This is a genomic window from Burkholderia sp. Z1 (assembly GCF_014893795.1).
GTDB classification, from domain to species: Bacteria; Pseudomonadota; Gammaproteobacteria; order Burkholderiales; family Burkholderiaceae; genus Burkholderia; species Burkholderia theae.
Map to the genome: position 1 here is coordinate 502176 of NZ_JACFYL010000001.1, position 25126 is coordinate 527301.

Here is a 25126-nt window from a genome sequence, read left to right on the forward strand (position 1 = left end):
GCGATCTGTAATTGTTCTGCTGTTGCAACAATCCGTCGCCCTGAACCCGCTTTTTCGCGCTCATGCGGCCACGCACAATGGCGTCACTCGCGCTACCGAAGCGCAACCCAACCGGAGCATGACATGACGACCATTCTGCAAATCAATTCCGCGGCGCGTTCGCAAGGCGCGCAATCCACGCTGCTGGCCAACGAACTGACGGCAAAGCTGCAACAATCGAACCCCGGCGCGAAGGTCGTGGTTCGCGATCTGCTGGCCGATGCGCTGCCGCACCTCGACGAATCGGTGCTCGGCGCGTTCTTCACGCCGGCCGAGAACCGCACCGCGGAGCAGAATGCGATCGTCGCGAAGAGCGATGCGCTGATCGCCGAACTGCAAGCCGCCGACACCATCGTGATCGGCGCGCCGATGTACAACTTCGGCATCTCGTCGCAACTGAAGACGTACTTCGACTGGATCGCCCGTGCAGGCGTCACGTTCCGCTACACCGAGAATGGTCCGGAAGGCCTGATCAAGGGCAAGAAGGTTCACGTGGTGACGGCCCGCGGCGGCAAGTACGCCGGTACGCCGAACGATAGCCAGACGCCGTACCTGCGCACGTTCCTCGGCTTCGTCGGCATGACCGACGTGAGCTTCATCTTCGCGGAAGGCCTGAACCTCGGGCCGGATGCGCAAAGCGCCGCGCTGGCCAGCGCACGCGAAGCGATCGCCGCCGCGTAAGGTCGACGCGGGTGCGACGCACCCGCTGGATCGTCCGATAAAAAAACGCCGCGTCCCCGAAGGGGCGCGGCGTTTTTGCATGCGGGCCGGCGAAACAACCGGCTTGGCCGTTACGCGAGCGTTTCGGCCACTTCCGGCAGGCGCCAGTCGATCGGTTCGCGGCTGGCTTCGACCAGATAGTCGTTCGCGAGCGCGAAATGGCGGCAGCCGAGAAAGCCGCGGTGTGCGGACAGCGGCGACGGATGCGGCGCCTCGAGCACGCAATGCGCGCTCGCGTCGAACAGCGCGCGCTTCGCCTGAGCGTGCGCACCCCACAGCATGAAGACGAGCCCGCGATGGCGGCCGGCGAGTTCGCGGATCAGCGTGTCCGTGCATTGCTCCCAGCCGCGCTTCGCGTGGCTCGCGGCCGCGCCGCGCTCGACCGTCAGCACGGTGTTGAGCAGCAGCACGCCCTGGCGCGCCCAGGTGTCGAGACAGCCGTGGCGCGGGGTTTCGTGACCGAAGTTCGCGGCGATTTCCTTGAAGATGTTGCGCAGCGACGGCGGCGTGCGGACGGCCGGCGGCACCGAGAACGCCAGGCCGTGTGCCTGCGGCGTGCCGCGATCGTCGCCGTGGTACGGGTCCTGACCGAGGATCACGACCTTCACGTCGTCCGGGCTCGTCAGGCGCAGCGCGCGGAACACGTCGGTCGGGTAGACCGTCTTGCCGGCCGCACGCTCGTCGTCGACGAAGCGGCACAGCGGCGCGTATGCGTCGCTGTCGGTAAAGGGTTTCAGTACGTCGCGCCAGACGGCCGGCAGCGCGTCGAATTGCGCGGCGAGGTGCGGAACGTCGGCGGCAACGGGCTGCGGCGCCGCGGCGGCCGGGGCCGCGGTTTTCTTTGCGGGCTTGCGGCCGGCCGCGGGCGACGCGGAAGCCGGGGACGGAATGTCGGCCGGTGCCGTTTCCGGCACGGGATCATCGAATAGCGACGCCTGTTGCGGCGCGCGGGAAGTCTTGCGGGTTGCCATGCGTGATGCGGGTTTATTGCGCGCGCAGCCGGTAGCCGCGCTGCGCCTTGCTGATGTTTTCGGGAGCGAGGCCCGGCAGCGCCTGCTGCAGTTCGCCGGCGAGCGTCGCGAGCGCCGCTTCCGGGCCGTCGATCAGTTCGAGTTCGATTTCGCTGATCGGTTCGCGGCGCGTTTCGTGTTCCGCCTGGACGACGATCTCGCCGAGGTCCACAGCGGCTTCGACGGTTGCGCCGCCGATTGCGATGCGCCACAGCGTACGCGAAAAATCCGTGCGGAACAGCGCATGCAGCGCGCCGGCCGCGTCATTGAGCGCGGCGGCGGCTTCCGGTACGTCGCAGGCCGCGACGAGCGCATCGATCTCGAGCGCGTCGCCGGCGACGGGCAGTTCCCATTCGTGGCGGCGGTGCAGGCCGCCTTCCGCGCTGCCGACCGTCTTGAAGGTCTGCAACCAGCCGTGCGGCGCGCGGCGCACGCGCACCGCGCTCTTCGAGCGGGCCAGCGCGAGATCGGGCGTGTCGTAATAGACGTTCGCGAGCGCGATGTCGTGACCGGGTTCGCCGGTCAGCGTCTCGAAGAAGTGCCGCGCATCGTCGGCCTGACCGGCCGGCAGCGCGAGCTTGATTTCCTTTTCGATCGCCATCAGAAGAACATCCGCGCGAGTTCCTCGCCCGGCTGGTCGGCGCGCATGAATGCTTCGCCGACGAGGAACGTGTTGACGTTCGCCGCGCGCATCGTGTCGACGTCGGTGCGCGACAGGATGCCCGATTCGGTCACGACGATCCGGTCCTGCGGAATCATGTCGAGCATGTCGAGCGACGTCTGGATCGACGTCTCGAACGTGCGCAGGTTGCGGTTGTTGATGCCGAGCAGCGGCGTCTTGAGCGTCAGCGCCTGTTCCATCTCGTTGCGGTCGTGCACTTCGACCAGCACGGCGAGGCCGAGCGAGTGCGCATACGCCTCGAGGTCCTGCATCAACGGCGTGTCGAGCGCGGCGGCGATCAGCAGGATCGCGTCGGCGCCCATCGCGCGCGCTTCGAGGATCTGGTACGCATCGACGATGAAGTCCTTGCGTAGCACCGGCAGCGTGCAGGCCGCGCGCGCCTCTTCGAGGTAACGAACGCTGCCCTGGAAGAATTGCTCGTCGGTCAGCACCGACAGGCACGCGGCACCGTGCGCCGCATACGAGCGCGCGATGTCGGCCGGCACGAAATGCTCGCGCAGCACGCCCTTCGACGGGCTTGCCTTCTTGATTTCGGCGATCACGGCGGCGTTGCCGGCCGCGTGCTTCGCACGCAGCGCGCCGACGAAGTCGCGCAGGTCGCGCGCGGATGCTTCCAGTTTCAATGCCTCGAGCGGCGTGCTGCGCATGGCCGCCGCGACTTCTTCGCGCTTGACGGCAATGATTCGGTCGAGAATGTCGCTCATGTGGGTTCCTGCTTGATTCGTAAAGGGAGTCAGCGCTTGAACTGCTGCGTGAAGCGCACGAGTTCGTCGACCTTCGCGCGCGCCTTGCCGCTCGCGATCGCTTCGCGGGCGAGCTGGATGCCGTCCGCGATCGATTCGGCGACGTTCGCCGCATAGAGCGCGGTGCCCGAGTTCAGCGTGACGATCTCGCGCGCGACACCCGGCTGGTTGTCCAGCGCACCGAGCAGCATCGTGCGCGATTCGTCGGCATTTTCCACCTTCAGCGTGCGGTTCGACACCATCTGCAGGCCGAAGTCCTCCGGGTGGATCTCGTATTCGTGCACCTTGCCGTCGCGCAATTCGCCGACGAGCGTCGCGGCGCCGAGCGATACCTCGTCCATCCCGTCCTTGCCGTACACGACGAGCACGTGCTGCGCGCCGAGGCGCTGCATCACGCGCACCTGGATGCCGACGAGGTCGGGGTGGAATACGCCCATCAACTGGTTCGGCGCGCCGGCCGGATTGGTCAGCGGGCCGAGGATGTTGAAGATCGTGCGCACGCCGAGTTCGCGGCGCACGGCCGCGATGTTCTTCATCGCCGGGTGATGGTTCGGCGCGAACATGAAGCCCATGCCCGTTTCGGCGATCGACGCGGCCACCTGGTCGGATTGCAGGTCGATGTTCACGCCGAGCGCCTCGAGCACGTCGGCGCTGCCGGACTTGCTCGATACGCCGCGGTTGCCGTGCTTCGCAACCTTCGCGCCGGCCGCCGCCGTGACGAACATCGACGCGGTCGAGATATTGAACGTATGCGAGCCGTCGCCGCCGGTGCCGACGATGTCGACGAAGTTCGAGTTGTCCTGCACCTCGACGTGGTTCGCGAATTCGCGCATCACGGTCGCGGCGGCGGCGATCTCGCCGATCGTCTCCTTCTTCACGCGCAGCCCGGTGATGATCGCGGCGGCCATCACGGGCGACATGTCGCCGCGCATGATGAGCCGCATCAGGTGCAGCATCTCGTCGTGGAAGATCTCGCGGTGCTCGATCGTGCGCTGCAGCGCTTCCTGCGGGGTAATCGTCATCGTGAGGCTCCGGTCAGGCGGCGTGCGCGGCCGCGGCGCGGACCTGCTTCAGGAAATTCTCGAGCAGCGCATGGCCATGCTCGGACAGGATCGATTCCGGGTGGAACTGCACGCCTTCGACCGGCAGCGTCTTGTGGCGCACGCCCATGATCTCGCCGTCGTCGGTCCATGCGGACACCTCGAGGCAGTCGGGCAGCGACTCGCGCTCGATCGCGAGCGAGTGGTAACGCGTGACGTCGAAATGCTTCGGCAGGTCGGCGAACACGCCGCGGCAGTCGGTTTCGATCCGGCTTACCTTGCCGTGCATGATGGTCGCCGCGCGCACGACGCGGCCGCCGAATGCTTCGCCGATCGCCTGGTGGCCGAGGCAGACGCCGAGGATCGGTTTCTTGCCCGAAAATTCGCGCAACACGTCGAGCGTGATACCCGCGTGCTGCGGGTTGCTCGGGCCCGGCGACAGGCAGATCGCGTCGGGATTCAGGCGCGCGATTTCGTCGAGCGTGATTTCGTCGTTGCGGTACGTACGCACGTCCTCGCCCAGTTCGCCGAAGTACTGGACCAGGTTGTAGGTGAACGAGTCGTAGTTGTCGATCATGAGCAGCATGGTCAGTCTCCGGTCAGAAGTCGCTATCGAGGCCGTCCTGGACCTGTTCGGCCGCACGCAGCACCGCGCGCGCCTTGTTTTCGGTCTCTTGCCATTCGGATTCGGGCACCGAATCTGCAACGACGCCAGCTGCCGCTTGCACATACAGGTTGCCGTTGTGGATCAGGCCCGTGCGGATCGCGATCGCGAGATCCATCTCGCCCGAGAACGACAGGTAACCGACCGCACCGCCGTACAGCCCGCGCTTGATCGGCTCGAGTTCGTCGATCAGCTCCATCGCGCGCACCTTGGGCGCGCCGGACAGCGTGCCGGCCGGGAACGTCGCGCGCAGCACGTCGTAGTTCGTCATGCCCGGCTTCAGTTTGCCCTCGACCGAGCTGACGATGTGCTGCACGTGCGAATACTTCTCGATGACCATCTTGTCGGTCACCTGCACCGAGCCGATTTCCGCGATGCGGCCGACGTCGTTGCGCGCGAGGTCGATCAGCATCACGTGCTCGGCGATCTCCTTCGGATCGTTGAGCAGTTCGGTCGCGAGTTCCGCGTCGCGCTCGGGCGTGTTGCCGCGCGGGCGCGTGCCGGCGAGCGGGCGAATCGTGACGATCTGGTCTTCGCCGCGCTTTTCCTGGCGCACGAGGATTTCCGGCGATGCGCCGACCACGTGGAAATCGCCGAAGTTGTAGTAGTACATGTACGGCGACGGGTTCAGCGAACGCAGCGCGCGATACAGCGACAGCGGATTGTCGCGGTACGGCTTCGTCAGCCGCTGGCCGACCTGGATCTGCATCAGTTCGCCGGCCGCGATGTATTCCTTCGCCTGGCGCACGGCGGCCAGATAGTCTTCCTTCTTGAATTCGCGGAACGTCTCGGTGCGCACGCTCGCCGACGTGACGGGCGGCTGCACGGTCGTGCGCAGGCGCTGCTTCAGCTCGCGCAGGCGGTGTTTCGCCTTCGCGTACGCCTCGGGCTGGCCCGGGTCCGCGTAGATGATCAGGTACAGCTTGCCGGCGAGGTTGTCGATCACCGCGACTTCCTCGGTCAGCAGCAACTGGATGTCGGGCAGGCCGAGATCGTCGCGCGGCGCGGTGTTCGCGAGCTTCTTCTCGATGTAGCGCACCGCGTCGTAGCCGAAATAACCGGCGAGGCCGCCGCAGAAGCGCGGCAGGCCCGGGCGCTGCGCCACCTTGAAGCGCGCCTGGAACGATTCGATGAACTGGAACGGGTCGCCGTCATGCGTCTCGACCACCTGGCCGTCGCGCACGACTTCCGACACGCCGTTACGGGTGCGGATGAGCGTGCGTGCGGGCAGGCCGATGAACGAGTAGCGGCCGAAGCGTTCGCCGCCGACCACCGATTCGAGCAGGAACGAGTTGGCGCCTGCGCGTTCGGGCTGGGCCAGCTTCAGGTAGAGCGACAGCGGCGTTTCGAGATCGGCGAGGGCTTCCGCGATCAGCGGGATGCGGTTGTAGCCTTCGTTCGCAAGCGATTGGAATTCGAGTTCGGTCATGTTCCGGTCCTGTTCGGGACGAGCGGCGGCGTGCGCCAGGGATCACTTGACGCTGCGCGGGTTGCCGTCGGCGAAAGGGCGGTCGATCGAGAAGTGCCTGTTGCCGGCCGGCACTCCGGGCGTGAACGTCGCGAGCCTGCGACCGATCCTGAACGCAAGCGTTCGGACACGGTGGAACTCGAGGTGGTGCGACGATCGGCGCGCGGATGCGCAGCGAGATAAAAAACGGCGCTGAAGACGTGCTTCAGCGTACCTCATCGAAGAGGTTAGCGCGACCAGCGACGCCAGGGCCAGGCTCCCCGGTCGATGCTGCTCAGACTCCGTTTTTTATTCAGAAACATGCGGATGGAAGAAATAATCAGAGGGTTGGCCGGCCGGCGTTGTGCGCGGAGATCGCGCGGGCTGCGACCAGCAACGAATCGACTATACCATCCGAATTTATCGTTTGTATAGCCTTGCCGTGGTTGTAGCCGTACGGCACCGTCAGCGTCGCCATCCCGGCCGCGCGGCCTGCCAGCGCGTCGTTTTCCGAGTCGCCGATCGCGACCGCAGCGTCCGGCGCGACGCCGAGCGCGTCGCAGGCCGTCAGCATCGGCAGCGGATCGGGCTTCTTGCGTGCGACGCTGTCGCCGCCGAGCACGATGCCGAAGCAATCGGCCAGCCCGTATTGCTCGAGCAGCTCGACCGCGAAGCGGTGCGGCTTGTTCGTCACGCACGCGAGCCGGATGCCGGCCGCGCGCAGCGCGTCGAGACCGGCCACGACCTCCGGATAGAGGCGCGTGTGGCGGCCGTTGATCTTCGCGTATTCGGCTTGGTAGATCGCCAGCGCGTCGTCGAAGCGCGCATGGGCTTCATCCGCGGTGAAGCGCGGCTTCAGCACGCTCTGGATCAGGTGTTCGGAGCCCTTGCCGACGTAGCCGATCACCTCGTCGCGCGACGTGGCCGGCGCGTCGAGTTGCGCGAGCATCCCGTTCAGGCCGGCCGTGAAATCGTCGGCCGTGTCGACCATCGTGCCGTCGAGATCGATCAGCGCCGCGTCGATGCGCGGCGCGGCGAAGCGGATCGGGGCGGCGTCCGTTGCGGCCCCGGCCGGCGCGTGCCCGGCGAGCGACGATTCGGCCATGGCGTCAGCTCTGCTTGACGGTGGCGAGCGCGGCGCGCATCTCGTCGATCACCTTGCGGTAGTCGGGCTTGCCGAAGATCGCCGAGCCCGCGACGAAGGTGTCGGCGCCGGCTGCCGCGATTTCCGCGATGTTGTCGGTTTTCACGCCGCCGTCGACCTCGAGCAGGATCTCGCGGCCCGTGCGCTCGGTGTAGGCGTCGATGCGCGCGCGGGCTTCGCGCAGCTTGTTCAGCGTTTCCGGAATGAACGACTGGCCGCCGAAGCCGGGGTTGACCGACATCAGCAGCACGAAGTCGAGGCGGTCCATCACGTGGTCGAGGTAGTTCAGCGGCGTGGCCGGGTTGAACACGAGGCCGGCCTTGCAGCCGTGGTCACGGATCAGCGACAGCGTGCGGTCGATGTGATCGGAGCCTTCCGGGTGGAAGCTGATCAGGTTCGCACCGGCCTTCGCGAAATCGGGCACGATCCGGTCGACCGGGCGCACCATCAGGTGCACGTCGATCGGCACCTGCACGTGCGGGCGGATCGCTTCGCACACGAGCGGGCCGATCGTCAGGTTCGGCACATAATGGTTGTCCATCACGTCGAAGTGGATCCAGTCGGCGCCGGCGGCGACGACGTTGCGGACTTCTTCGCCGAGCCGTGCGAAATCGGCCGACAGGATGCTGGGAGCGATGCGGAATTGGGTCATGGCAGGGGAGCGGGGACGTTGCGGCGCAAAACCGACATTCTACCGCCCGGCGGCCGGGGCGCGGCGGCGGGCCGTGCGGTTGCAGCCCGATTCCGCATCAAGCAGAATGCCGAACCAAAGCGGCGCGTCCGCGGCCCCGTCGCCCATGCCGGCACGGGCAGTCACACTCCAGCGGAACCATCATGAGTCAGTATCAGTTCACCGTTTCGGTGAAAACCAGTTACTTGCCGGAACAATCCGACCCCGATCGACGTCAATACGCATTCGCGTACACGCTGACGATCCGCAACACGGGGCAGGTCGCGGCGCAACTGATCGCGCGTCACTGGATCATCACGGACAGCGAGAGCCACGTGCAGGAAGTGAAGGGGCTCGGCGTCGTCGGGCACCAGCCGCTGCTGCAGCCGGGCGAGCAGTTCGAATACACGAGCTGGGCCGTGATTGCGACGCCGGTCGGTACGATGCGTGGCGCGTACTTCTGCGTGGCGGAGGACGGCGAGCGTTTCGAGGCGCCGGTCGACGAGTTCGCGCTGCACATGCCGCGCACGCTGCATTGAGCCGAGTGTCCGGAGCGCGTCAGCGTGGCTGGCGGTCGTTGTTGCGGGCGTGCTTCTTTCTTCCCGACGACGTCCATACGACGATGAAGATCAGCAGGGCAAGCGCTACGAAGGCTTCGAGCGCGAAGATGAGCATCGGATATTGGTCGAGAAAATCTGACATGGCGGTTTCCATCAAGAACGAACATTGTATGTGGTTTGGGCCCCGGTTGGCCGGCTGGATTGCGGCGGCCGCGGCGGCGGCGCTGCTTGCCGCGTGCGGTGGCGCGCCGACGCGGACGTCTGCGCTGAAGCCGCCGACCGGCACGGCGATCGTGCCGGGGCAGGTCGCAGCGAAGCGGCTCACGCCGGTCGCGTGGCAGCAGGTGCCGGGCTGGCAGGACGATTCGCTGCTCGGCGCGACGGCCGCGCTGCGGCAGAACTGCGTGCGGCTCGCGCGCCAGCCGGCCTGGCAGCGCGCTTGCGCGGCCGCCGACCGGCTCGACGAGCTCGACGTCAGCAGCGCGCGCGCCTTCTTCGAAGCGTATTTCACGCCGTTCCAGCTCGCGAACACCGACGGCACGCTCGACGGGCTCGTGACCGGTTATTACGAGCCGCTGCTGCATGGTTCGCGGGTGCGCCGCGGCCCGTATCAGTACGCGCTCTATCGCTGGCCGGCCGGTTATCGCGCGGGCTCCGCGCTGCCGGCGCGATCGCAGCTCGAGCGCGCCGGCATCCTGAACGGCAACGAGCTCGTATGGGTCGACGATCCGATCGAGGCGTTTTTCCTGCAGGTGCAGGGCTCGGGGCGCGTGCTGCTCGACGATGGTTCGGTGATGCGGGTCGGCTTCGGCGGCACCAACAACCAGCCGTACCGCTCGATCGGCAAGTGGCTGCTCGATCGCGGCGAGCTGACGCCCGCGCAGGCGACGATGCAGGGCATCAAGGCGTGGGCGAAGGCGAACCCGAACCGCGTCGACGCATTGCTCGACACGAATCCGCGGTTCGTGTTCTTCCGCGACATGCCGACCAAGGAAGATGCGCCGCACGGCGGCGCGGACGGCCCGATCGGCGCGCTCGGCGTGCCGCTGACGCCGGAGCGTTCGATCGCGGTCGATCCGTCGTCGATCCCGCTCGGCACGCCGGTGTTCCTGCAGACCACGCGTCCGCTGACGAATACGCCGATGAACCGGCTCGTGTTCGCGCAGGATACGGGCTCCGCGATCAAGGGCGGCGTGCGGGCCGACTATTTCTGGGGGCTCGGCGACGACGCAGGCGACCAGGCGGGCCGGATGAAGCAGGTCGGCCGGATGTGGCTGCTGTTCCCGAATTCGTGATGCACGGCGGCGCCGGCTGTCCGAGCGCAGCGGCGCTGATGTTTCATCCGAAGTGCTTGATGTGACGTGATGCGACGGGCCGTGCCCGAGATGAAACAGCCCGATCGGTTTTGGCCGATCGGGCTGTTTCTTTTTTGTGCAGCGGGATTGCCGCGCTGCGCGGCCGACGCGCCGTGCGTGGCGCGTTGCGTCAGCCCTTGCGTTTGTCGATGACGCGGCGCGCCTTGCCGACTGACCGCTCGATCCCGTTCACGGGCAGCACGTTGATTACGGCCGTTACGCCGATCAGCGACTTGATGTCGTACGCGAGCGCCTGTTTCGCCGCGTGGATCGCCGCCGTATCCGGCGCGGTCTCGGGGCACGGCTCGACGTTGAGCGTCAGCACGTCGAGCGGACCTTCCTTCGTCAGCACGATCTGATAGTGCGGCGCGAGTGCGCGTTGCTTGAGCAGTTGTTCCTCGATTTGCGTCGGGAACACGTTGACGCCGCGCACGATCATCATGTCGTCCGAGCGGCCGGTGATTTTTTCCATCCGGCGCATCGTACGAGCGGTGCCGGGCAACAGGCGCGTGAGGTCGCGTGTCCGGTAGCGGACGATCGGCAGCGCTTCCTTCGTCAGCGACGTGAACACGAGTTCGCCGAGTTCGCCGTCCGGCAGCACTTCGCCGGTTTCGGGATCGATGATTTCCGGATAGAAGTGGTCTTCCCAGATGGTCGGGCCATCCTTGGTCCCGACGCATTCGGACGCGACGCCGGGGCCCATCACTTCGGACAGCCCGTAGATGTCGACCGCGTCGATGCCCATCCGCTGTTCGATCGCGACGCGCATGTCATTGGTCCAGGGTTCCGCGCCGAAGATGCCGATGCGCAGCGAACTCTGCACGGGATCGAGGCCCTGGCGCTCGATTTCGTCGGCGATCGACAGCATGTAGCTCGGCGTCACCATGATGATGTCGGGCCGGAAATCCTGGATCAGTTGTACCTGCTTCTCGGTCTGGCCGCCGCCGAACGGGATCACGGTCAGTCCTGCGCGTTCGGCGCCGTAGTGCGCGCCGAGCCCGCCCGTGAACAAGCCGTAGCCGTAGCTGACGTGCACCTTGTCGCCGCGGCGTGCGCCGGCGGCGCGGATCGAGCGTGCGACGAGATTCGCCCACGTGTCGATGTCGCCAGCCGTATAGCCGACGACCGTCGGCTTGCCGGTCGTGCCCGATGACGCGTGGATGCGCGAGATCTGGTCCTGCGGCACCGCGAACATCCCGAACGGGTAACTGTCGCGCAGGTCGCTCTTGGTCGTGAACGGGAAGCGCGACAGGTCGGCGAGCGTCTTCAGGTCGTCGGGATGGACGCCCGCATCGTCGAACTTGCGACGATAGACGGGGGAGTGGTCATACGCATGCCGGAGCGACCACTTGAGGCGTTCGAGCTGCAGCGCGGTCAGCTCGTCGCGTGAGGCGGTCTCGATCGGCTCGAGCGGTAGCGGGGTAGTCATGCATGTCTCCAGTACTTGTTATGTGCGAGCCGTCGGCGTCAGCGGTCTTCCGGGATGACCGTGCCCTTGATCTGGGCGGATTTGCCGCGAAACATCGCGACGGTTTCGCCGGTCTGGTTCGTGACGCGGATGTCGTAGATGCCGTGGCGGCCGGCGCGCGCCTGTTCGATCGCCTCGGCGGTCAACACGTCGTTGCCGTGCACGGGGCGCAGGAATTCGATCGAGCAGCCGGCCGCGACCGTGTTCAGGTTGTACGAGTTGCACGCGAACGCGAACGTCGAATCGGCGAGCGTGAAGATGATCCCGCCATGGCAGGTCTGATGCCCGTTCAGGAATTCGGGCCGCACGCGCATCTGCAGGCGTGCGTAACCGGCGCGTACTTCGGCGATTTCCATGCCGAACGCGCGGCTGCATGCGTCCGCGTCGTACATGGCCTGCGCGGTGGCGCGGGCGAGCGAATCGGGGTCGAGCGTGGCGGTGGCGTTCGTCATGTCAACGCCCCTCGAAGCGAGGCGCCCGCTTCTCGATGAATGCCTTCACGCCTTCCGCGTAATCGTGCGACTGGCCGAGCTTGCGCTGCAGGTCGCGTTCCAGGTCGAGCTGCTGGTCGAGCGTGTTCGTGACGCTGTCGCGCATCGATTGCTTGATCGATGCGATCGCGAGCGTCGGCTGTTGCGCGAGCTGGGTCGCCAGCTCGCGGACCGACGCGACGAGTGCGTCGTCGTCGACCGCGCGCCAGATCAGGCCCCATTGCTCGGCCTGTTCGGCGCCGAGCTTGTCTCCGGTCAACGCGAGCCCCAGCGCGCGTGCCATACCGACACGTTGCGGCAGGAACCACGTGCCGCCCGAATCGGGTACGAGCCCGATCTTGACGAAGGCCTGGATGAAACTGCTCGAGCGTGCGGCGAACACGAGATCGCATGCAAGCGCGAGATTTGCGCCGGCGCCGGCCGCCGTGCCGTTGACGGCGGCGATCACCGGAATCGGCAGACGCTGCAGGCGGCGGATCAGCGGATTGAAGTGCTCGTCGATCAGCGTGCCGAGATCGGTGGATGCCCCCGGCGTGAAGTCGAGGTCGGCCAGGTCCTGGCCCGCGCAGAAGCCGCGCCCCGCACCCGTCAGAATCAGCGCGCGTGCGCCGGCCGCTTCGACTTCATCGAGTGCCGACTGCAGTTCGCGATGCATCGCCCGCGTGAAGCTGTTGAGCTTGTCGGGGCGGTTGAGGGTAATCGTGGCCACGCACGCGGCCTGATCGATATCCAGCTGGATCGCCTGATAGGGCATGCAGTGTCTCCTTCATGACTTCGTTATAGGCGCGCGGCGTGGCAGTTACACGCGTTCGATCGCGAGTGCGATGCCCTGGCCGACGCCGATGCACATCGTACAGAGCGCAAAGCGGCCGCCTGTACGCTCGAGTTGATAGAGCGCCGTGGTGACCAGCCGGGCGCCCGATGCGCCGAGCGGATGGCCCAGTGCAATCGCACCGCCGTTCGGGTTCACGCGAGGATCGTCGTCGGCCACGCCGAGCATGCGCAGCACCGCGAGACCCTGCGACGCAAACGCCTCGTTCAGCTCGATCACGTCGAACTGGTCGATCGTCATGCCGAGTTGGCGCAGCAGTTTCTGCGTGGCCGGTGCGGGCCCGATACCCATCACGCGCGGCTCCACGCCGGCGGTCGCCATGCCGATGACGCGCGCGCGGCGGCGCAGGCCATACTGGTCGGCTGCCTGCGCATTGGCAAGCAGCAGCGCGCACGCGCCGTCGTTGACACCCGATGCGTTGCCGGCCGTCACCGAACCATCCGCACGCACGACGCCCTTCAGCTTTGCGAGCGCTTCGAGCGACGTCTCGCGCGGATGTTCGTCGCGGGACACGATCACCGGATCGCCTTTCTTCTGGGCAATCGTGACTGGCACGATTTCCTCGGCGAGCGTGCCGTCCTGCTGCGCACGCGCGGCCTTCTGCTGGCTGCGCAGTGCGAACAGGTCCTGGTCGGCACGGCTAATGTTGTAGTCGACCGCGACGTTCTCGGCCGTCTCCGGCATCGAATCGACGCCGTGCAGTTGTTTCATCAGCGGATTGACGAAACGCCAGCCGATCGTCGTATCGAAGATGTCGGCCTGGCGCGCGAACGCGCTCGCGGCCTTGCCCATCACGAACGGCGCGCGCGTCATGCTCTCGACGCCGCCCGCGATCATCAGGCGCGCCTCGCCCGCCTTGATCGCGCGCGCAGCCGTGCCGACCGCGTCCATCCCGGAGCCGCACAGCCGGTTCAGCGTCGTGCCCGGCACGGCGGTCGGCAGGCCCGCGAGCAGCGCCGACATGCGCGCGACGTTGCGGTTGTCTTCGCCGGCCTGGTTCGCGCAGCCGTAGATCACGTCATCGATTGCCGTCCAGTCGACATCGAGGTTGCGCTCGATCAGCGCCTTGAGCGGCACCGCACCGAGGTCGTCGGCGCGGACGTCTTTCAGGGCGCCGCCGTAGCGGCCGATGGGGGTGCGAATCGCATCGCAGATGTAGGCGTCTGTCATGGGCGTATCGATGAGCAACGAACCCGCCGGGTGGCGGATTCGTTCATGGTAGAGAACGTGGCGGCGTTTGCACGTCGGCCATTCGGGTTATGCCGGTTGGCCAGCTTCCGCAGGTACCGCCTTCGGGGCAACATGGACGCGGCTTTGCACCACACGGAACCGGTTGGCGACGAACGCCGGGTCGGCCAGCGCCGCGTTGGCTGCCGGATTCGCGCCCGTGCCGTGGAAGTCGGAGAAGGCGGCCGACTGGTTCACGAACACGCCGCCCGTCAGGTTGATCGACAGTGCGACACCGCCGCGCACCGCTGCATCGTGTGCGGCGTCGATGATTGCTTCGTCGGTGCTGTAGACGGAGAGGGTCAGCGCGCCATGTTCCGCCGCGATTTCGCCGGCGAGATCGAGCGACTGGGCGGTCGAATCGGTCGCGATCACGAACGAGATCGGGCCGAACCACTCCTGCGTGAATTTCTCGCGATCGGCCACGTCGAGTTGCAGCACGAGCGGCGTGCGCACGCGAGCATCGGGGAATGCGGGGTGCTGGAGTGTCAGGCTGTCGGCGAGCACGCGGCCGAGCTGGCGGGCGTCGTCGATGCGAGCGGTCACGCCATCGTTCTGGATTGCGCCGATCAGTTCGACCGAGCGTGCCGGGTCGCCGGTGAGCTTTTGCACGGAAACGGCAATTGCCTGCGCGACTTCGTCGAAGCTCGCATGGCCGTCCGCCGTGCGGATGCCGTCGCGCGGCACGTAGATGTTTTGCGGGGCCGTGCACATCTGGCCGGAGTACAGCGCGAGCGAGAACGCGATGTTCTTGGCGGCGGCCTTCAGGTCGTCGGTCGAGTCGATCACGATCTGGTTGACGCCTGCCTTCTCGGTATAGACCTGTGCCTGATGGGCATGGCGTTCGAGCCACGTGCCGTTCTGCGTGCTGCCGGTGAAGTCGATCAGCTTGATCTCGGGGCGCAGCGCGAGGTCCTGAACGAGGGCGCCGTCGTTGGGCTCGGTCGCGAGGAGCGTGACGACGTTCGGATCGAATCCGGCTTCGCGCAGTACGTCGCGAGCGATCCGCACCGTGATCGCGAGCGGCAGGATTGCGCCCGGATGCGGTTTGACGATCACGGTGTTACCGGTTGCCAGATCGGCGAACAGGCCCGGGTAGCCGTTCCAGGTCGGGAACGTGCAGCAGCCGAGCACGAGCCCCGTGCCGCGCGGGACGACCATGTAGCGCTTGTGCATCGCGAGCGGCGGGTTCTTGCCTTGCGGCTTTTCCCAGTGCGCGTCGGCCGGGATGCGGCGCAGTTCGTCCCATGCATAGGCAACTGCCTCGAGCGCGCGATCCTGCGCGTGCGGGCCGCCGGCCTGGAACGCCATCATGAAGGCCTGCCCGGTGGTGTGCATCACGCTGTAGGCGATCTCGAAGCTCGCCCGGTTCAGGCGCGCGAGGATTTCGAGGCTGACGCCGACCCATGCGCTCGGGCCGGCTTCGCGCCACGTGCGTTGCGCGGCGGCCGCGGCGGCGATCAGTGCGTCGGGCGTCGATTTCGGATACCGGATGTCCAGTGCGATGCCGTACGGCGAGCGCTCCGCGCCGACCGTTTCGCCGGACGCCGGCTGATCGAGCGCGAACGTCTTGTCGAGGTGCGACTTGAACGCGGCTTCGCCGTCGGCGCTCGCGCTTTCCCCGTACACTTTGGGACTCGGCATTTCGGCGAACGGGCTCCAGTACCCGCGGCTCTCGATGGCGGCGAGTGCGTGCTTCAGCGTGTCTTCGTGCTTCGTGAACAGTGCGTGGGTCATGGCGGCAGCCTGATGAACGTTGAGAGGGATTGGATCGATTAATTAACCGACCGGTTGGTCGGAGAATGGTAGCATCAAATTATTCGCATGTGCGAGGCGTTTCTCATTTCATTGATCGAGGAGAAATAGATGGCTTACGAGAACATCCTGGTGGAGACCCGGGGGCGTGTCGGGCTGGTTACGCTGAACCGTCCGAAGGCGCTGAATGCGCTGAACGATGCGCTGATGGATGAGTTGGGCGACGCGCTGAAGGCATTCGATGCCGACGACGACATCGGCGCCATCGTCGTGACCGGGAGCGAGAAGGCGTTTGCGGCCGGCGCGGACATCGGCATGATGGCGACCTACTCCTATATGGATGTTTACCGGGGCGACTACATCACGCGGAACTGGGAGACGGTCCGCGAGATCCGCAAGCCGATCATTGCGGCGGTTGCGGGCTTTGCGCTGGGCGGCGGCTGCGAGCTCGCGATGATGTGCGACATCATCTTCGCGGCGGACACCGCCAAGTTCGGCCAGCCGGAAATCAAGCTGGGCATCATGCCGGGTGCGGGCGGCACCCAGCGTCTGCCGCGCGCGGTGTCGAAGGCGAAGGCGATGGACATGTGCCTGACCGCGCGTTTCATGGACGCTGCCGAAGCTGAGCGCGCGGGGCTCGTGTCGCGCGTGCTGCCGGCCGACAAGCTGCTCGACGAGGCGATTGCCGCCGCGACGACGATCGCCGAGTTTTCGCTGCCGGCGGTCATGATGGTCAAGGAGTCGGTGAACCGCGCGTACGAGACGACGCTGGCTGAAGGCGTCCACTTCGAGCGCCGGTTGTTCCATTCGTTGTTCGCGACCGAAGACCAGAAGGAAGGGATGGCGGCATTCGTCGAGAAACGGAAGCCGGCGTTCAAGAACCGCTGATTGGGCCGCACTGCGGCGGGTGTCGGCGACTGGTTGGTATCGGTGCCGGCATGATTGCCCGACCCTTTCTATTAAGAGCCCCCGTGCGCGTCAGCGCACGGGGGCTTTTTTCAAATTTTCTTCACAAAGGGGCTTGCGCGAACGGGGCGGGGTGCATAGAATCACGCCTCTTTCGCGCTAACGGAAACGCAGCGCGGGAGAGGGAAGCGGTGCGGTCGGGGTGTGGTGGTAACGAGCCCTGGCAGTGCACGGAGTTGAACCCCGCAGTCGCAACGAAGCAGTTAAAAAGTTGTTGACGAGCTGCGAAACACGGTTCATAATCTCGCTTCTCTGCTGCTGAAAACGCAGCGCTGCTGAGAAACACGAAGTTCCTCGCAGATTGCTCTTTAAAAATTAACAGCCGATAAGTGTGGGCGCTTGATGGAAGCGAGCTGATCCTCGGATCAGATGGCAAAAGTATCAAGAGTCTCACACTAAAGTAAGTCAGGTTTATGAAGCAATTCATATTCCTGTCAGCTTTGAGTGAGCGACCGGTTCTTAACTGAACCGAAAACAGTAACAGGTTTAAACTGAAGAGTTTGATCCTGGCTCAGATTGAACGCTGGCGGCATGCCTTACACATGCAAGTCGAACGGCAGCACGGGTGCTTGCACCTGGTGGCGAGTGGCGAACGGGTGAGTAATACATCGGAACATGTCCTGTAGTGGGGGATAGCCCGGCGAAAGCCGGATTAATACCGCATACGATCTACGGATGAAAGCGGGGGACCTTCGGGCCTCGCGCTATAGGGTTGGCCGATGGCTGATTAGCTAGTTGGTGGGGTAAAGGCCTACCAAGGCGACGATCAGTAGCTGGTCTGAGAGGACGACCAGCCACACTGGGACTGAGACACGGCCCAGACTCCTACGGGAGGCAGCAGTGGGGAATTTTGGACAATGGGCGAAAGCCTGATCCAGCAATGCCGCGTGTGTGAAGAAGGCCTTCGGGTTGTAAAGCACTTTTGTCCGGAAAGAAATCCTTGGCTCTAATACAGTCGGGGGATGACGGTACCGGAAGAATAAGCACCGGCTAACTACGTGCCAGCAGCCGCGGTAATACGTAGGGTGCGAGCGTTAATCGGAATTACTGGGCGTAAAGCGTGCGCAGGCGGTTTGCTAAGACCGATGTGAAATCCCCGGGCTCAACCTGGGAACTGCATTGGTGACTGGCAGGCTAGAGTATGGCAGAGGGGGGTAGAATTCCACGTGTAGCAGTGAAATGCGTAGAGATGTGGAGGAATACCGATGGCGAAGGCAGCCCCCTGGGCCAATACTGACGCTCATGCACGAAAGCGTGGGGAGCAAACAGGATTAGATACCCTGGTAGTCCACGCCCTAAACGATGTCAACTAGTTGTTGGGGATTCATTTCCTTAGTAACGTAGCTAACGCGTGAAGTTGACCGCCTGGGGAGTACGGTCGCAAGATTAAAACTCAAAGGAATTGACGGGGACCCGCACAAGCGGTGGATGATGTGGATTAATTCGATGCAACGCGAAAAACCTTACCTACCCTTGACATGGTCGGAATCCCGCTGAGAGGTGGGAGTGCTCGAAAGAGAACCGATACACAGGTGCTGCATGGCTGTCGTCAGCTCGTGTCGTGAGATGTTGGGTTAAGTCCCGCAACGAGCGCAACCCTTGTCCTTAGTTGCTACGCAAGAGCACTCTAAGGAGACTGCCGGTGACAAACCGGAGGAAGGTGGGGATGACGTCAAGTCCTCATGGCCCTTATGGGTAGGGCTTCACACGTCATACAATGGTCGGAACAGAGGGTTGCCAACCCGCGAGGGGGAGCTAATCCCAGAAAACCGATCGTAGTCCGGATTGCACTCTGCAACTCGAGTGCATGAAGCTGGAATCGCTAGTAATCGCGGATCAGCATGCCGCGGTGAATACGTTCCCGGGTCTTGTACACACCGCCCGTCACACCATGGGAGTGGGTTTTACCAGAAGTGGCTAGTCTAACCGCAAGGAGGACGGTCACCACGGTAGGATTCATGACTGGGGTGAAGTCGTAACAAGGTAGCCGTATCGGAAGGTGCGGCTGGATCACCTCCTTTCTAGAGCTATCTCGCAAAGTTGAGCGCTCACGCTTATCGGCTGTAAATTAAAGACAGACTCAGGGGTCTGTAGCTCAGTCGGTTAGAGCACCGTCTTGATAAGGCGGGGGTCGTTGGTTCGAATCCAACCAGACCCACCAATGTCTTGTCTGGCGGTAGTACCTGAGGAATCTGTACTCATGGGGGCATAGCTCAGCTGGGAGAGCACCTGCTTTGCAAGCAGGGGGTCGTCGGTTCGATCCCGTCTGCCTCCACCAATCTTCAACGGGAAGCGTTTGGATCACACGTAAGTGACGTGTGAGACGAGCATTTGCCATTGGCGATTGAGCCAGTCAGAGTGATACGTAGTACGTATCGGCTGTCGTTCTTTAACAATCTGGAAGAAGTAAGTAATTTGGATAGCGGAAGCGTCTTGAGATGGACGTGAAAACTATCCGGGTTGTGATTGTATCGATGTATCTCAAGATGATTCGAACTCTATGTTTGACTCAATTGGAATACGGCACAACGCGAAAACTCAACCTGTAACGACTGTCGGAGAGACAGACTCGTTATAGGGTCAAGCGAACAAGTGCATGTGGTGGATGCCTTGGCGATCACAGGCGATGAAGGACGCGGTAGCCTGCGAAAAGCTACGGGGAGCTGGCAAACAAGCTTTGATCCGTAGATGTCCGAATGGGGAAACCCACTCCTTTTGGAGTATCCATGGCTGAATACATAGGCCATGCGAAGCGAACGCGGTGAACTGAAACATCTAAGTAACCGCAGGAAAAGAAATCAACCGAGATTCCCAAAGTAGTGGCGAGCGAAATGGGATGAGCCTTGTACTCTTTATTTGTATTGTTAGCCGAACGCTCTGGAAAGTGCGGCCATAGCGGGTGATAGCCCCGTAGGCGAAAACAGTATGAAAGAACTAAGTGTACGACAAGTAGGGCGGGACACGTGAAATCCTGTCTGAAGATGGGGGGACCATCCTCCAAGGCTAAATACTCGTGATCGACCGATAGTGAACCAGTACCGTGAGGGAAAGGCGAAAAGAACCCCGGGAGGGGAGTGAAATAGATCCTGAAACCGCATGCATACAAACAGTCGGAGCCTCGTAAGGGGTGACGGCGTACCTTTTGTATAATGGGTCAGCGACTTACGTTCAGTAGCAAGCTTAACCGTATAGGGCAGGCGTAGCGAAAGCGAGTCCGAATAGGGCGTTCAGTTGCTGGGCGTAGACCCGAAACCAAGTGATCTATCCATGGCCAGGATGAAGGTGCGGTAACACGTACTGGAGGTCCGAACCCACTAACGTTGAAAAGTTAGGGGATGAGCTGTGGATAGGGGTGAAAGGCTAAACAAACTTGGAAATAGCTGGTTCTCTCCGAAAACTATTTAGGTAGTGCCTCGTGTCTCACCTTCGGGGGTAGAGCACTGTCATGGTTGGGGGGTCTATTGCAGATTACCCCGCCATAGCAAACTCCGAATACCGAAGAGTGCAATCACGGGAGACAGACATCGGGTGCTAACGTCCGGTGTCAAGAGGGAAACAACCCAGACCGCCAGCTAAGGTCCCCAAATATAGCTAAGTGGGAAACGAAGTGGGAAGGCTAAAACAGTCAGGAGGTTGGCTTAGAAGCAGCCACCCTTTAAAGAAAGCGTAATAGCTCACTGATCGAGTCGTCCTGCGCGGAAGATGTAACGGGGCTAAGCTATATACCGAAGCTGCGGATGCGTGCTTTGCACGCATGGTAGGAGAGCGTTCTGTAAGCCTGCGAAGGTGTCTCGGAAGGGATGCTGGAGGTATCAGAAGTGCGAATGCTGACATGAGTAGCGATAAAGGGGGTGAAAGGCCCCCTCGCCGTAAGCCCAAGGTTTCCTACGCAACGTTCATCGGCGTAGGGTGAGTCGGCCCCTAAGGCGAGGCAGAAATGCGTAGCTGATGGGAAGCAGGTCAATATTCCTGCACCATTGTTAGATGCGATGGGGGGACGGATCGCGGAAGGTTGTCCGGGTGTTGGAAGTCCCGGTCGCTGCATTGGAGAAGGCGCTTAGGCAAATCCGGGCGCGGAATTCAAGGGTGTGGCGCGAGCTCCTTAGGGAGCGAAGCAATTGGAAGTGGTTCCAAGAAAAGCCTCTAAGCTTCAGTCTAACGATGACCGTACCGCAAACCGACACAGGTGGGCGAGATGAGTATTCTAAGGCGCTTGAGAGAACTCGGGAGAAGGAACTCGGCAAATTGGTACCGTAACTTCGGGATAAGGTACGCCCTTGTAGCTTGATGCCCCTGCGGGCAAAGGGTGAAGGGGTTGCAATAAACTGGTGGCTGCGACTGTTTAATAAAAACACAGCACTCTGCAAACACGAAAGTGGACGTATAGGGTGTGACGCCTGCCCGGTGCCGGAAGATTAAATGATGGGGTGCAAGCTCTTGATTGAAGTCCCGGTAAACGGCGGCCGTAACTATAACGGTCCTAAGGTAGCGAAATTCCTTGTCGGGTAAGTTCCGACCTGCACGAATGGCGTAACGATGGCCACACTGTCTCCTCCCGAGACTCAGCGAAGTTGAAGTGTTTGTGATGATGCAATCTACCCGCGGCTAGACGGAAAGACCCCATGAACCTTTACTGTAGCTTTGCATTGGACTTTGAACCGATCTGTGTAGGATAGGTGGGAGGCTATGAAACCGGAACGCTAGTTTCGGTGGAGCCGTCCTTGAAATACCACCCTGGTTTGTTTGAGGTTCTAACCTTGGCCCGTGATCCGGGTCGGGGACAGTGCATGGTAGGCAGTTTGACTGGGGCGGTCTCCTCCCAAAGCGTAACGGAGGAGTACGAAGGTACGCTAGGTACGGTCGGAAATCGTGCTGATAGTGCAATGGCATAAGCGTGCTTAACTGCGAGACCGACAAGTCGAGCAGGTGCGAAAGCAGGTCATAGTGATCCGGTGGTTCTGTATGGAAGGGCCATCGCTCAACGGATAAAAGGTACTCTGGGGATAACAGGCTGATACCGCCCAAGAGTTCATATCGACGGCGGTGTTTGGCACCTCGATGTCGGCTCATCTCATCCTGGGGCTGTAGCCGGTCCCAAGGGTATGGCTGTTCGCCATTTAAAGAGGTACGTGAGCTGGGTTTAAAACGTCGTGAGACAGTTTGGTCCCTATCTGCCGTGGGCGTTGGATATTTGAAGGGGGCTGCTCCTAGTACGAGAGGACCGGAGTGGACGAACCTCTGGTGTACCGGTTGTCACGCCAGTGGCATCGCCGGGTAGCTATGTTCGGAAGAGATAACCGCTGAAAGCATCTAAGCGGGAAACTCGCCTTAAGATGAGATATCCCTGGGGACTAGATCCCCTTGAAGGGTCGTTCGAGACCAGGACGTTGATAGGTCAGGTGTGTAAGCGCAGTAATGCGTTCAGCTAACTGATACTAATTGCCCGTAAGGCTTGATCCTATAACAAGTCTGTTTCGACAGCCGTTAGCGCTTCAGCGCTTACGGATGTCGAACGCCGAGTGCAAGGCACTCGGCGTACGACGGTTGAGTAACCGCGTACGTGTGAGATACAGCTCACAACCCAAAATTACTGCTTCTTCCAAGATTGGTCGCGCTGCGAAGCAACGCGACAACCCTCTTTGCCTGATGACCATAGCGAGTCGGTCCCACCCCTTCCCATCCCGAACAGGACCGTGAAACGACTCTACGCCGATGATAGTGCGGATTCCCGTGTGAAAGTAGGTAATCGTCAGGCTCCCTAAGCCAGAAACCCCCGCCCGAAAAGGCGGGGGTTTTTGCATTTCGGCGAAGGAAATGTACGCGGGGTGGGCGAGGTCCTCGCCGCCCAAGCCACTCTCTCTCAGCGCAACCTATTGCGTCACCGAATTCTCTCAATGATCGATATGTTTCGTGATTTACTGGCATATTGATCCCATCTTCGATCAAAGCTGCACTCCGAACACAGCGTTGGCAGTGCAGTTCGCTCCCCGCGAAGACATGCGTCGCAACTGAAACTCCCCGCTCCTCCCAACGCTCTTCACGGTCGAATAGCCCAAGATCCGTACGAAATGAACGCTTTATTCGGCGCGTCCACGTAAAATTTGCAAATCCCCATCCCCGCATTCAAAACGATGAACGCCGCCACACAGGTAGCTCGGGCCGTTTGCCCGCACGATTGTCCGGACACGTGCGCAATGCGCGTGACCGTCGAGAACGGCAAGGCGATCAAGGTGACGGGCGACCCCGACCATCCGCCGACGCAAGGCGTGCTGTGCACGAAAGTCAGCCGATACGCCGATCGTGTTCATCATCCCGATCGCCTCACGGTCCCGTTGAAGCGCGTCGGCGCGAAGGGAGAAGGGCGCTTCGTACCGATCAGCTGGAGCGAAGCGTTCGACGAGATCGGCCGTCGCCTCGGGGAAATCGCGGCGCGTGCACCGGAAGCGATCGTGCCGTACAGCTATGCGGGGACGATGGGGCTCGTGCAGGGCGAGGGCATCGCCCAGCGTTTCTTCCACAAGCTCGGCGCATCACGGCTCGAGCGCACGATTTGCGCGGCCGCCGGCGCGGCGGGGCTTCGTTACACATACGGCGGGAGTCTTGGCATGCACCTCGAGCATTTCGAGGAAAGCGAGCTGATTCTGATATGGGGCGCGAACCCGATCGCATCGAGCCTGCACTTCTGGACGCGTGCGCAGGAAGCAAAGCGCCGCGGCGCACGTCTCGTCGCGATCGACCCGTACCGCTCGCTGACAGCCGAGAAATGCCACCAGCACATCGCATTGAAGCCAGGTACCGACGGCGCGTTTGCGCTCGGCATGATGCACGTGCTGATGACTGAAGGTCTGCTCGATCACGACTACATTGCCAGCCATACGCTCGGCTTCGACGCGCTCAAGGAGCGGGCGATGTCCTATCCGCCGGAGCGCGTTGCGCAGATCTGCGGCATCGACGCGTCGGAGCTGGTCGACCTTGCGCGTCGATACGGCGCGACCCGCAAGGCATCGATTCGTCTCAATTACGGCATGCAGCGCGTACGAGGCGGCGGCAATGCGGTTCGCGCGATTGCAAGCCTGCCGGCGCTGACGGGGGCGTGGCGGGATCGGGCCGGCGGGCTGTTGCTCTCGTCGTCGGAATCTGCGCCGGTGAACCAGTCGGCGCTGCTGCGCCCGGATCTGATGCCGGGTTGGCCGCACGAGCTGCCGCGCATCATCAACATGAACGCGATCGGTGACGCGCTGTTGCACGAGGGCGACGCGACGTTCGGGCCGAAGGTCGAGGCAGTGATCGTGTACAACTCGAACCCGGTGGCCGTCGCGCCGGATTCTTCGAAGGTCGCGGCGGGGTTCGCGCGCGACGATCTGTTCACGGTCGTTCTCGAGCATTTCAAGACAGATACCGTCGATTTCGCCGACATTGTATTGCCGGCTACCACACAGCTCGAGCATCTGGACGTCCACAAATCGTACGGCCATACCTACGTGATGGCGAACCTGCCGTCGATTCCGCCGGTGGGAGACGCACGGCCGAATACGGAGATCTTCCGCGGCATCGCGCGTAGCATGGGGCTCGACGAGCCCGCGCTCTATCACAGCGACGAAGAGGTCGCGCGCGCGGCGCTCCGGTGGGACGATCCGGCGCTCGACAGCGACTGGGATACGCTGAAGCGGGACGGCTGGCTGAAGCTCAAGCTGCCGGAAGCGCCGTTCGCGAATGGCGGTTTCCGCACGCCGTCCGGCAAGTGCGAGTTCTACAGCGCACGGCTCGAGCAGATGGGCATGGACCCCGTTCCCGACTACCTGCCGCCGTTCGAATCGGCCGAGGCCGCACCCGAGCTTGCCGCACGCTATCCGCTCGCGATGATTTCGCCGCCGGCCCGCCACTTCCTGAACAGCACGTTCGTGAACGTCGACAGCCTGCGTACGACGGAAGGCGAGCCGCATCTCGACATCCACCCGTCCGACGCCGAAGCGCGCGGCATTGAGGAGGGCGACGTCGTCCGCATCTTCAACGACCGCGGATCGATGCAGGCGCTCGCGAGAATTACCGATCGCGCACGCGCGGGGCTCGTTGTCGGGCTGTCGATCTGGTGGAAGAAGCTGTCGCCGGACGGCAGGAATGCAAACGAGGTGACGAGCCAGGCGCTGACCGATCTCGGCAATTCGGCGACGTTTTACGATTGCCTTGTCGAAGTTGAGCGGATTTGATCGAATACCCCCGTATGATCAGACGAATTTCGGCGGAAGTTCGAAGTGGACATCTAACCCTGTTGTATCGGGACGGGCGAGCCGTTACGATGCGTTTTAGCACGAC

The 25126-nt window shown here is 63.0% G+C and carries 19 protein-coding genes, 2 tRNA genes and 3 rRNA genes; 10 read left to right on the forward strand and 14 right to left on the reverse strand.

All coding sequences use genetic code 11. The features are described from left to right. Window positions 1-123 precede the first annotated feature (123 nt). Window positions 124-720 carry an FMN-dependent NADH-azoreductase gene (locus H3H55_RS02345; protein WP_193097562.1) on the forward strand — a complete coding sequence of 199 codons (597 nt, stop codon included), beginning with the start codon at window positions 124-126 and terminating at the stop codon, window positions 718-720. 110 nt (window positions 721-830) lie between these two features. Here H3H55_RS02345 and H3H55_RS02350 read toward each other — a convergent pair whose 3' ends face one another. The 8 genes from H3H55_RS02350 to rpe form a co-directional block, all read right to left on the reverse strand. Continuing rightward, on the reverse strand, window positions 831-1730 hold the full coding sequence (locus H3H55_RS02350; protein WP_193097563.1) for a uracil-DNA glycosylase: 900 nt from the start codon (window positions 1728-1730) through the stop codon (window positions 831-833). A gap of 13 nt (window positions 1731-1743) precedes the next feature. Then, window positions 1744-2370, reverse strand: a complete 627-nt coding sequence (locus H3H55_RS02355; RefSeq protein ID WP_129513617.1) for a CYTH domain-containing protein — start codon at window positions 2368-2370, stop codon at window positions 1744-1746. Beyond that, window positions 2370-3155: an indole-3-glycerol phosphate synthase TrpC gene (gene trpC, locus H3H55_RS02360; RefSeq protein ID WP_129513618.1), complete on the reverse strand. Its 786-nt coding sequence runs from the start codon at window positions 3153-3155 to the stop codon at window positions 2370-2372. The genes H3H55_RS02355 and trpC overlap by 1 nt, the downstream gene beginning before the upstream one ends. Window positions 3156-3184: 29 nt before the next feature. Next, a complete protein-coding gene (gene trpD, locus H3H55_RS02365) occupies window positions 3185-4216 on the reverse strand; it encodes an anthranilate phosphoribosyltransferase (protein WP_048249744.1) in 1032 nt (343 codons plus the stop codon). 13 nt (window positions 4217-4229) lie between these two features. Continuing rightward, window positions 4230-4820: an aminodeoxychorismate/anthranilate synthase component II gene (locus H3H55_RS02370; protein ID WP_048249743.1), complete on the reverse strand. Its 591-nt coding sequence runs from the start codon at window positions 4818-4820 to the stop codon at window positions 4230-4232. A gap of 13 nt (window positions 4821-4833) precedes the next feature. Further along, window positions 4834-6327: an anthranilate synthase component I gene (gene trpE, locus H3H55_RS02375; protein WP_193097564.1), complete on the reverse strand. Its 1494-nt coding sequence runs from the start codon at window positions 6325-6327 to the stop codon at window positions 4834-4836. A 358-nt stretch (window positions 6328-6685) separates the two neighbouring features. Then, complete coding sequence (locus H3H55_RS02380) at window positions 6686-7450, reverse strand: phosphoglycolate phosphatase (RefSeq protein WP_193097565.1); 765 nt, start codon at window positions 7448-7450, stop codon at window positions 6686-6688. A gap of 4 nt (window positions 7451-7454) precedes the next feature. Beyond that, a complete protein-coding gene (rpe, locus tag H3H55_RS02385) occupies window positions 7455-8141 on the reverse strand; it encodes a ribulose-phosphate 3-epimerase (RefSeq protein ID WP_129513621.1) in 687 nt (228 codons plus the stop codon). Between the two features lie 182 nt (window positions 8142-8323). On the opposite strand from rpe, the gene apaG reads away from it, so the two are divergent. Then, entirely contained in the window at window positions 8324-8698 is a 375-nt protein-coding gene (gene apaG, locus H3H55_RS02390; protein ID WP_083534227.1) for a Co2+/Mg2+ efflux protein ApaG, read from the forward strand. Window positions 8699-8717: 19 nt separating this feature from the next. On the opposite strand, the gene H3H55_RS37235 is transcribed toward apaG, so the two are convergent. After that, complete coding sequence (locus H3H55_RS37235; protein ID WP_014898203.1) at window positions 8718-8861, reverse strand: hypothetical protein; 144 nt, start codon at window positions 8859-8861, stop codon at window positions 8718-8720. A gap of 28 nt (window positions 8862-8889) precedes the next feature. On the opposite strand from H3H55_RS37235, the gene H3H55_RS02395 reads away from it, so the two are divergent. Next, window positions 8890-10014: a murein transglycosylase A gene (locus H3H55_RS02395; RefSeq protein WP_226799916.1), complete on the forward strand. Its 1125-nt coding sequence runs from the start codon at window positions 8890-8892 to the stop codon at window positions 10012-10014. Between the two features lie 190 nt (window positions 10015-10204). Here the strand turns inward: H3H55_RS02395 and paaK are convergent, their stop codons facing one another. The 5 genes from paaK to paaN all read right to left on the reverse strand — a co-directional run bounded on the left by paaK (window position 10205) and on the right by paaN (window position 15829). After that, a complete protein-coding gene (gene paaK / locus H3H55_RS02400) occupies window positions 10205-11503 on the reverse strand; it encodes a phenylacetate--CoA ligase PaaK (protein ID WP_193097566.1) in 1299 nt (432 codons plus the stop codon). Between the two features lie 38 nt (window positions 11504-11541). Continuing rightward, window positions 11542-11994: a hydroxyphenylacetyl-CoA thioesterase PaaI gene (gene paaI, locus H3H55_RS02405; protein ID WP_048249737.1), complete on the reverse strand. Its 453-nt coding sequence runs from the start codon at window positions 11992-11994 to the stop codon at window positions 11542-11544. 1 nt (window position 11995) lies between these two features. Further along, entirely contained in the window at window positions 11996-12787 is a 792-nt protein-coding gene (paaG, locus tag H3H55_RS02410) for a 2-(1,2-epoxy-1,2-dihydrophenyl)acetyl-CoA isomerase PaaG (protein ID WP_193097567.1), read from the reverse strand. 45 nt (window positions 12788-12832) lie between these two features. Further along, complete coding sequence (gene pcaF / locus H3H55_RS02415) at window positions 12833-14035, reverse strand: 3-oxoadipyl-CoA thiolase (RefSeq protein ID WP_193097568.1); 1203 nt, start codon at window positions 14033-14035, stop codon at window positions 12833-12835. An 87-nt stretch (window positions 14036-14122) separates the two neighbouring features. Further along, window positions 14123-15829 (reverse strand): phenylacetic acid degradation protein PaaN, encoded by a 1707-nt coding sequence (gene paaN / locus H3H55_RS02420; RefSeq protein ID WP_193097569.1) that lies wholly within the window; start codon window positions 15827-15829, stop codon window positions 14123-14125. 129 nt (window positions 15830-15958) lie between these two features. Here paaN and H3H55_RS02425 point away from each other — a divergent pair, with 129 nt between their 5' ends. The 7 genes from H3H55_RS02425 (at window position 15959) to H3H55_RS02455 (ending at window position 25020) form a co-directional block, all read left to right on the forward strand. Continuing rightward, complete coding sequence (locus H3H55_RS02425) at window positions 15959-16735, forward strand: enoyl-CoA hydratase (RefSeq protein ID WP_129513627.1); 777 nt, start codon at window positions 15959-15961, stop codon at window positions 16733-16735. A gap of 566 nt (window positions 16736-17301) precedes the next feature. After that, window positions 17302-18834: ribosomal RNA gene (locus H3H55_RS02430) — 16S ribosomal RNA — on the forward strand. A gap of 63 nt (window positions 18835-18897) precedes the next feature. After that, window positions 18898-18974: transfer RNA gene (locus tag H3H55_RS02435), tRNA-Ile, on the forward strand. A gap of 41 nt (window positions 18975-19015) precedes the next feature. Continuing rightward, window positions 19016-19091 (forward strand) — tRNA-Ala (locus H3H55_RS02440). 300 nt (window positions 19092-19391) lie between these two features. After that, window positions 19392-22273: ribosomal RNA gene (locus H3H55_RS02445) — 23S ribosomal RNA — on the forward strand. Window positions 22274-22455: 182 nt separating this feature from the next. Beyond that, a 5S ribosomal RNA gene (gene rrf / locus H3H55_RS02450) occupies window positions 22456-22568 on the forward strand. Together the 16S, 23S and 5S rRNA genes with 2 tRNA genes alongside form the textbook arrangement of a ribosomal RNA operon. Window positions 22569-22944: 376 nt before the next feature. Next, window positions 22945-25020 (forward strand): molybdopterin-dependent oxidoreductase, encoded by a 2076-nt coding sequence (locus H3H55_RS02455; RefSeq protein WP_193097570.1) that lies wholly within the window; start codon window positions 22945-22947, stop codon window positions 25018-25020. Window positions 25021-25126 lie beyond the last annotated feature (106 nt).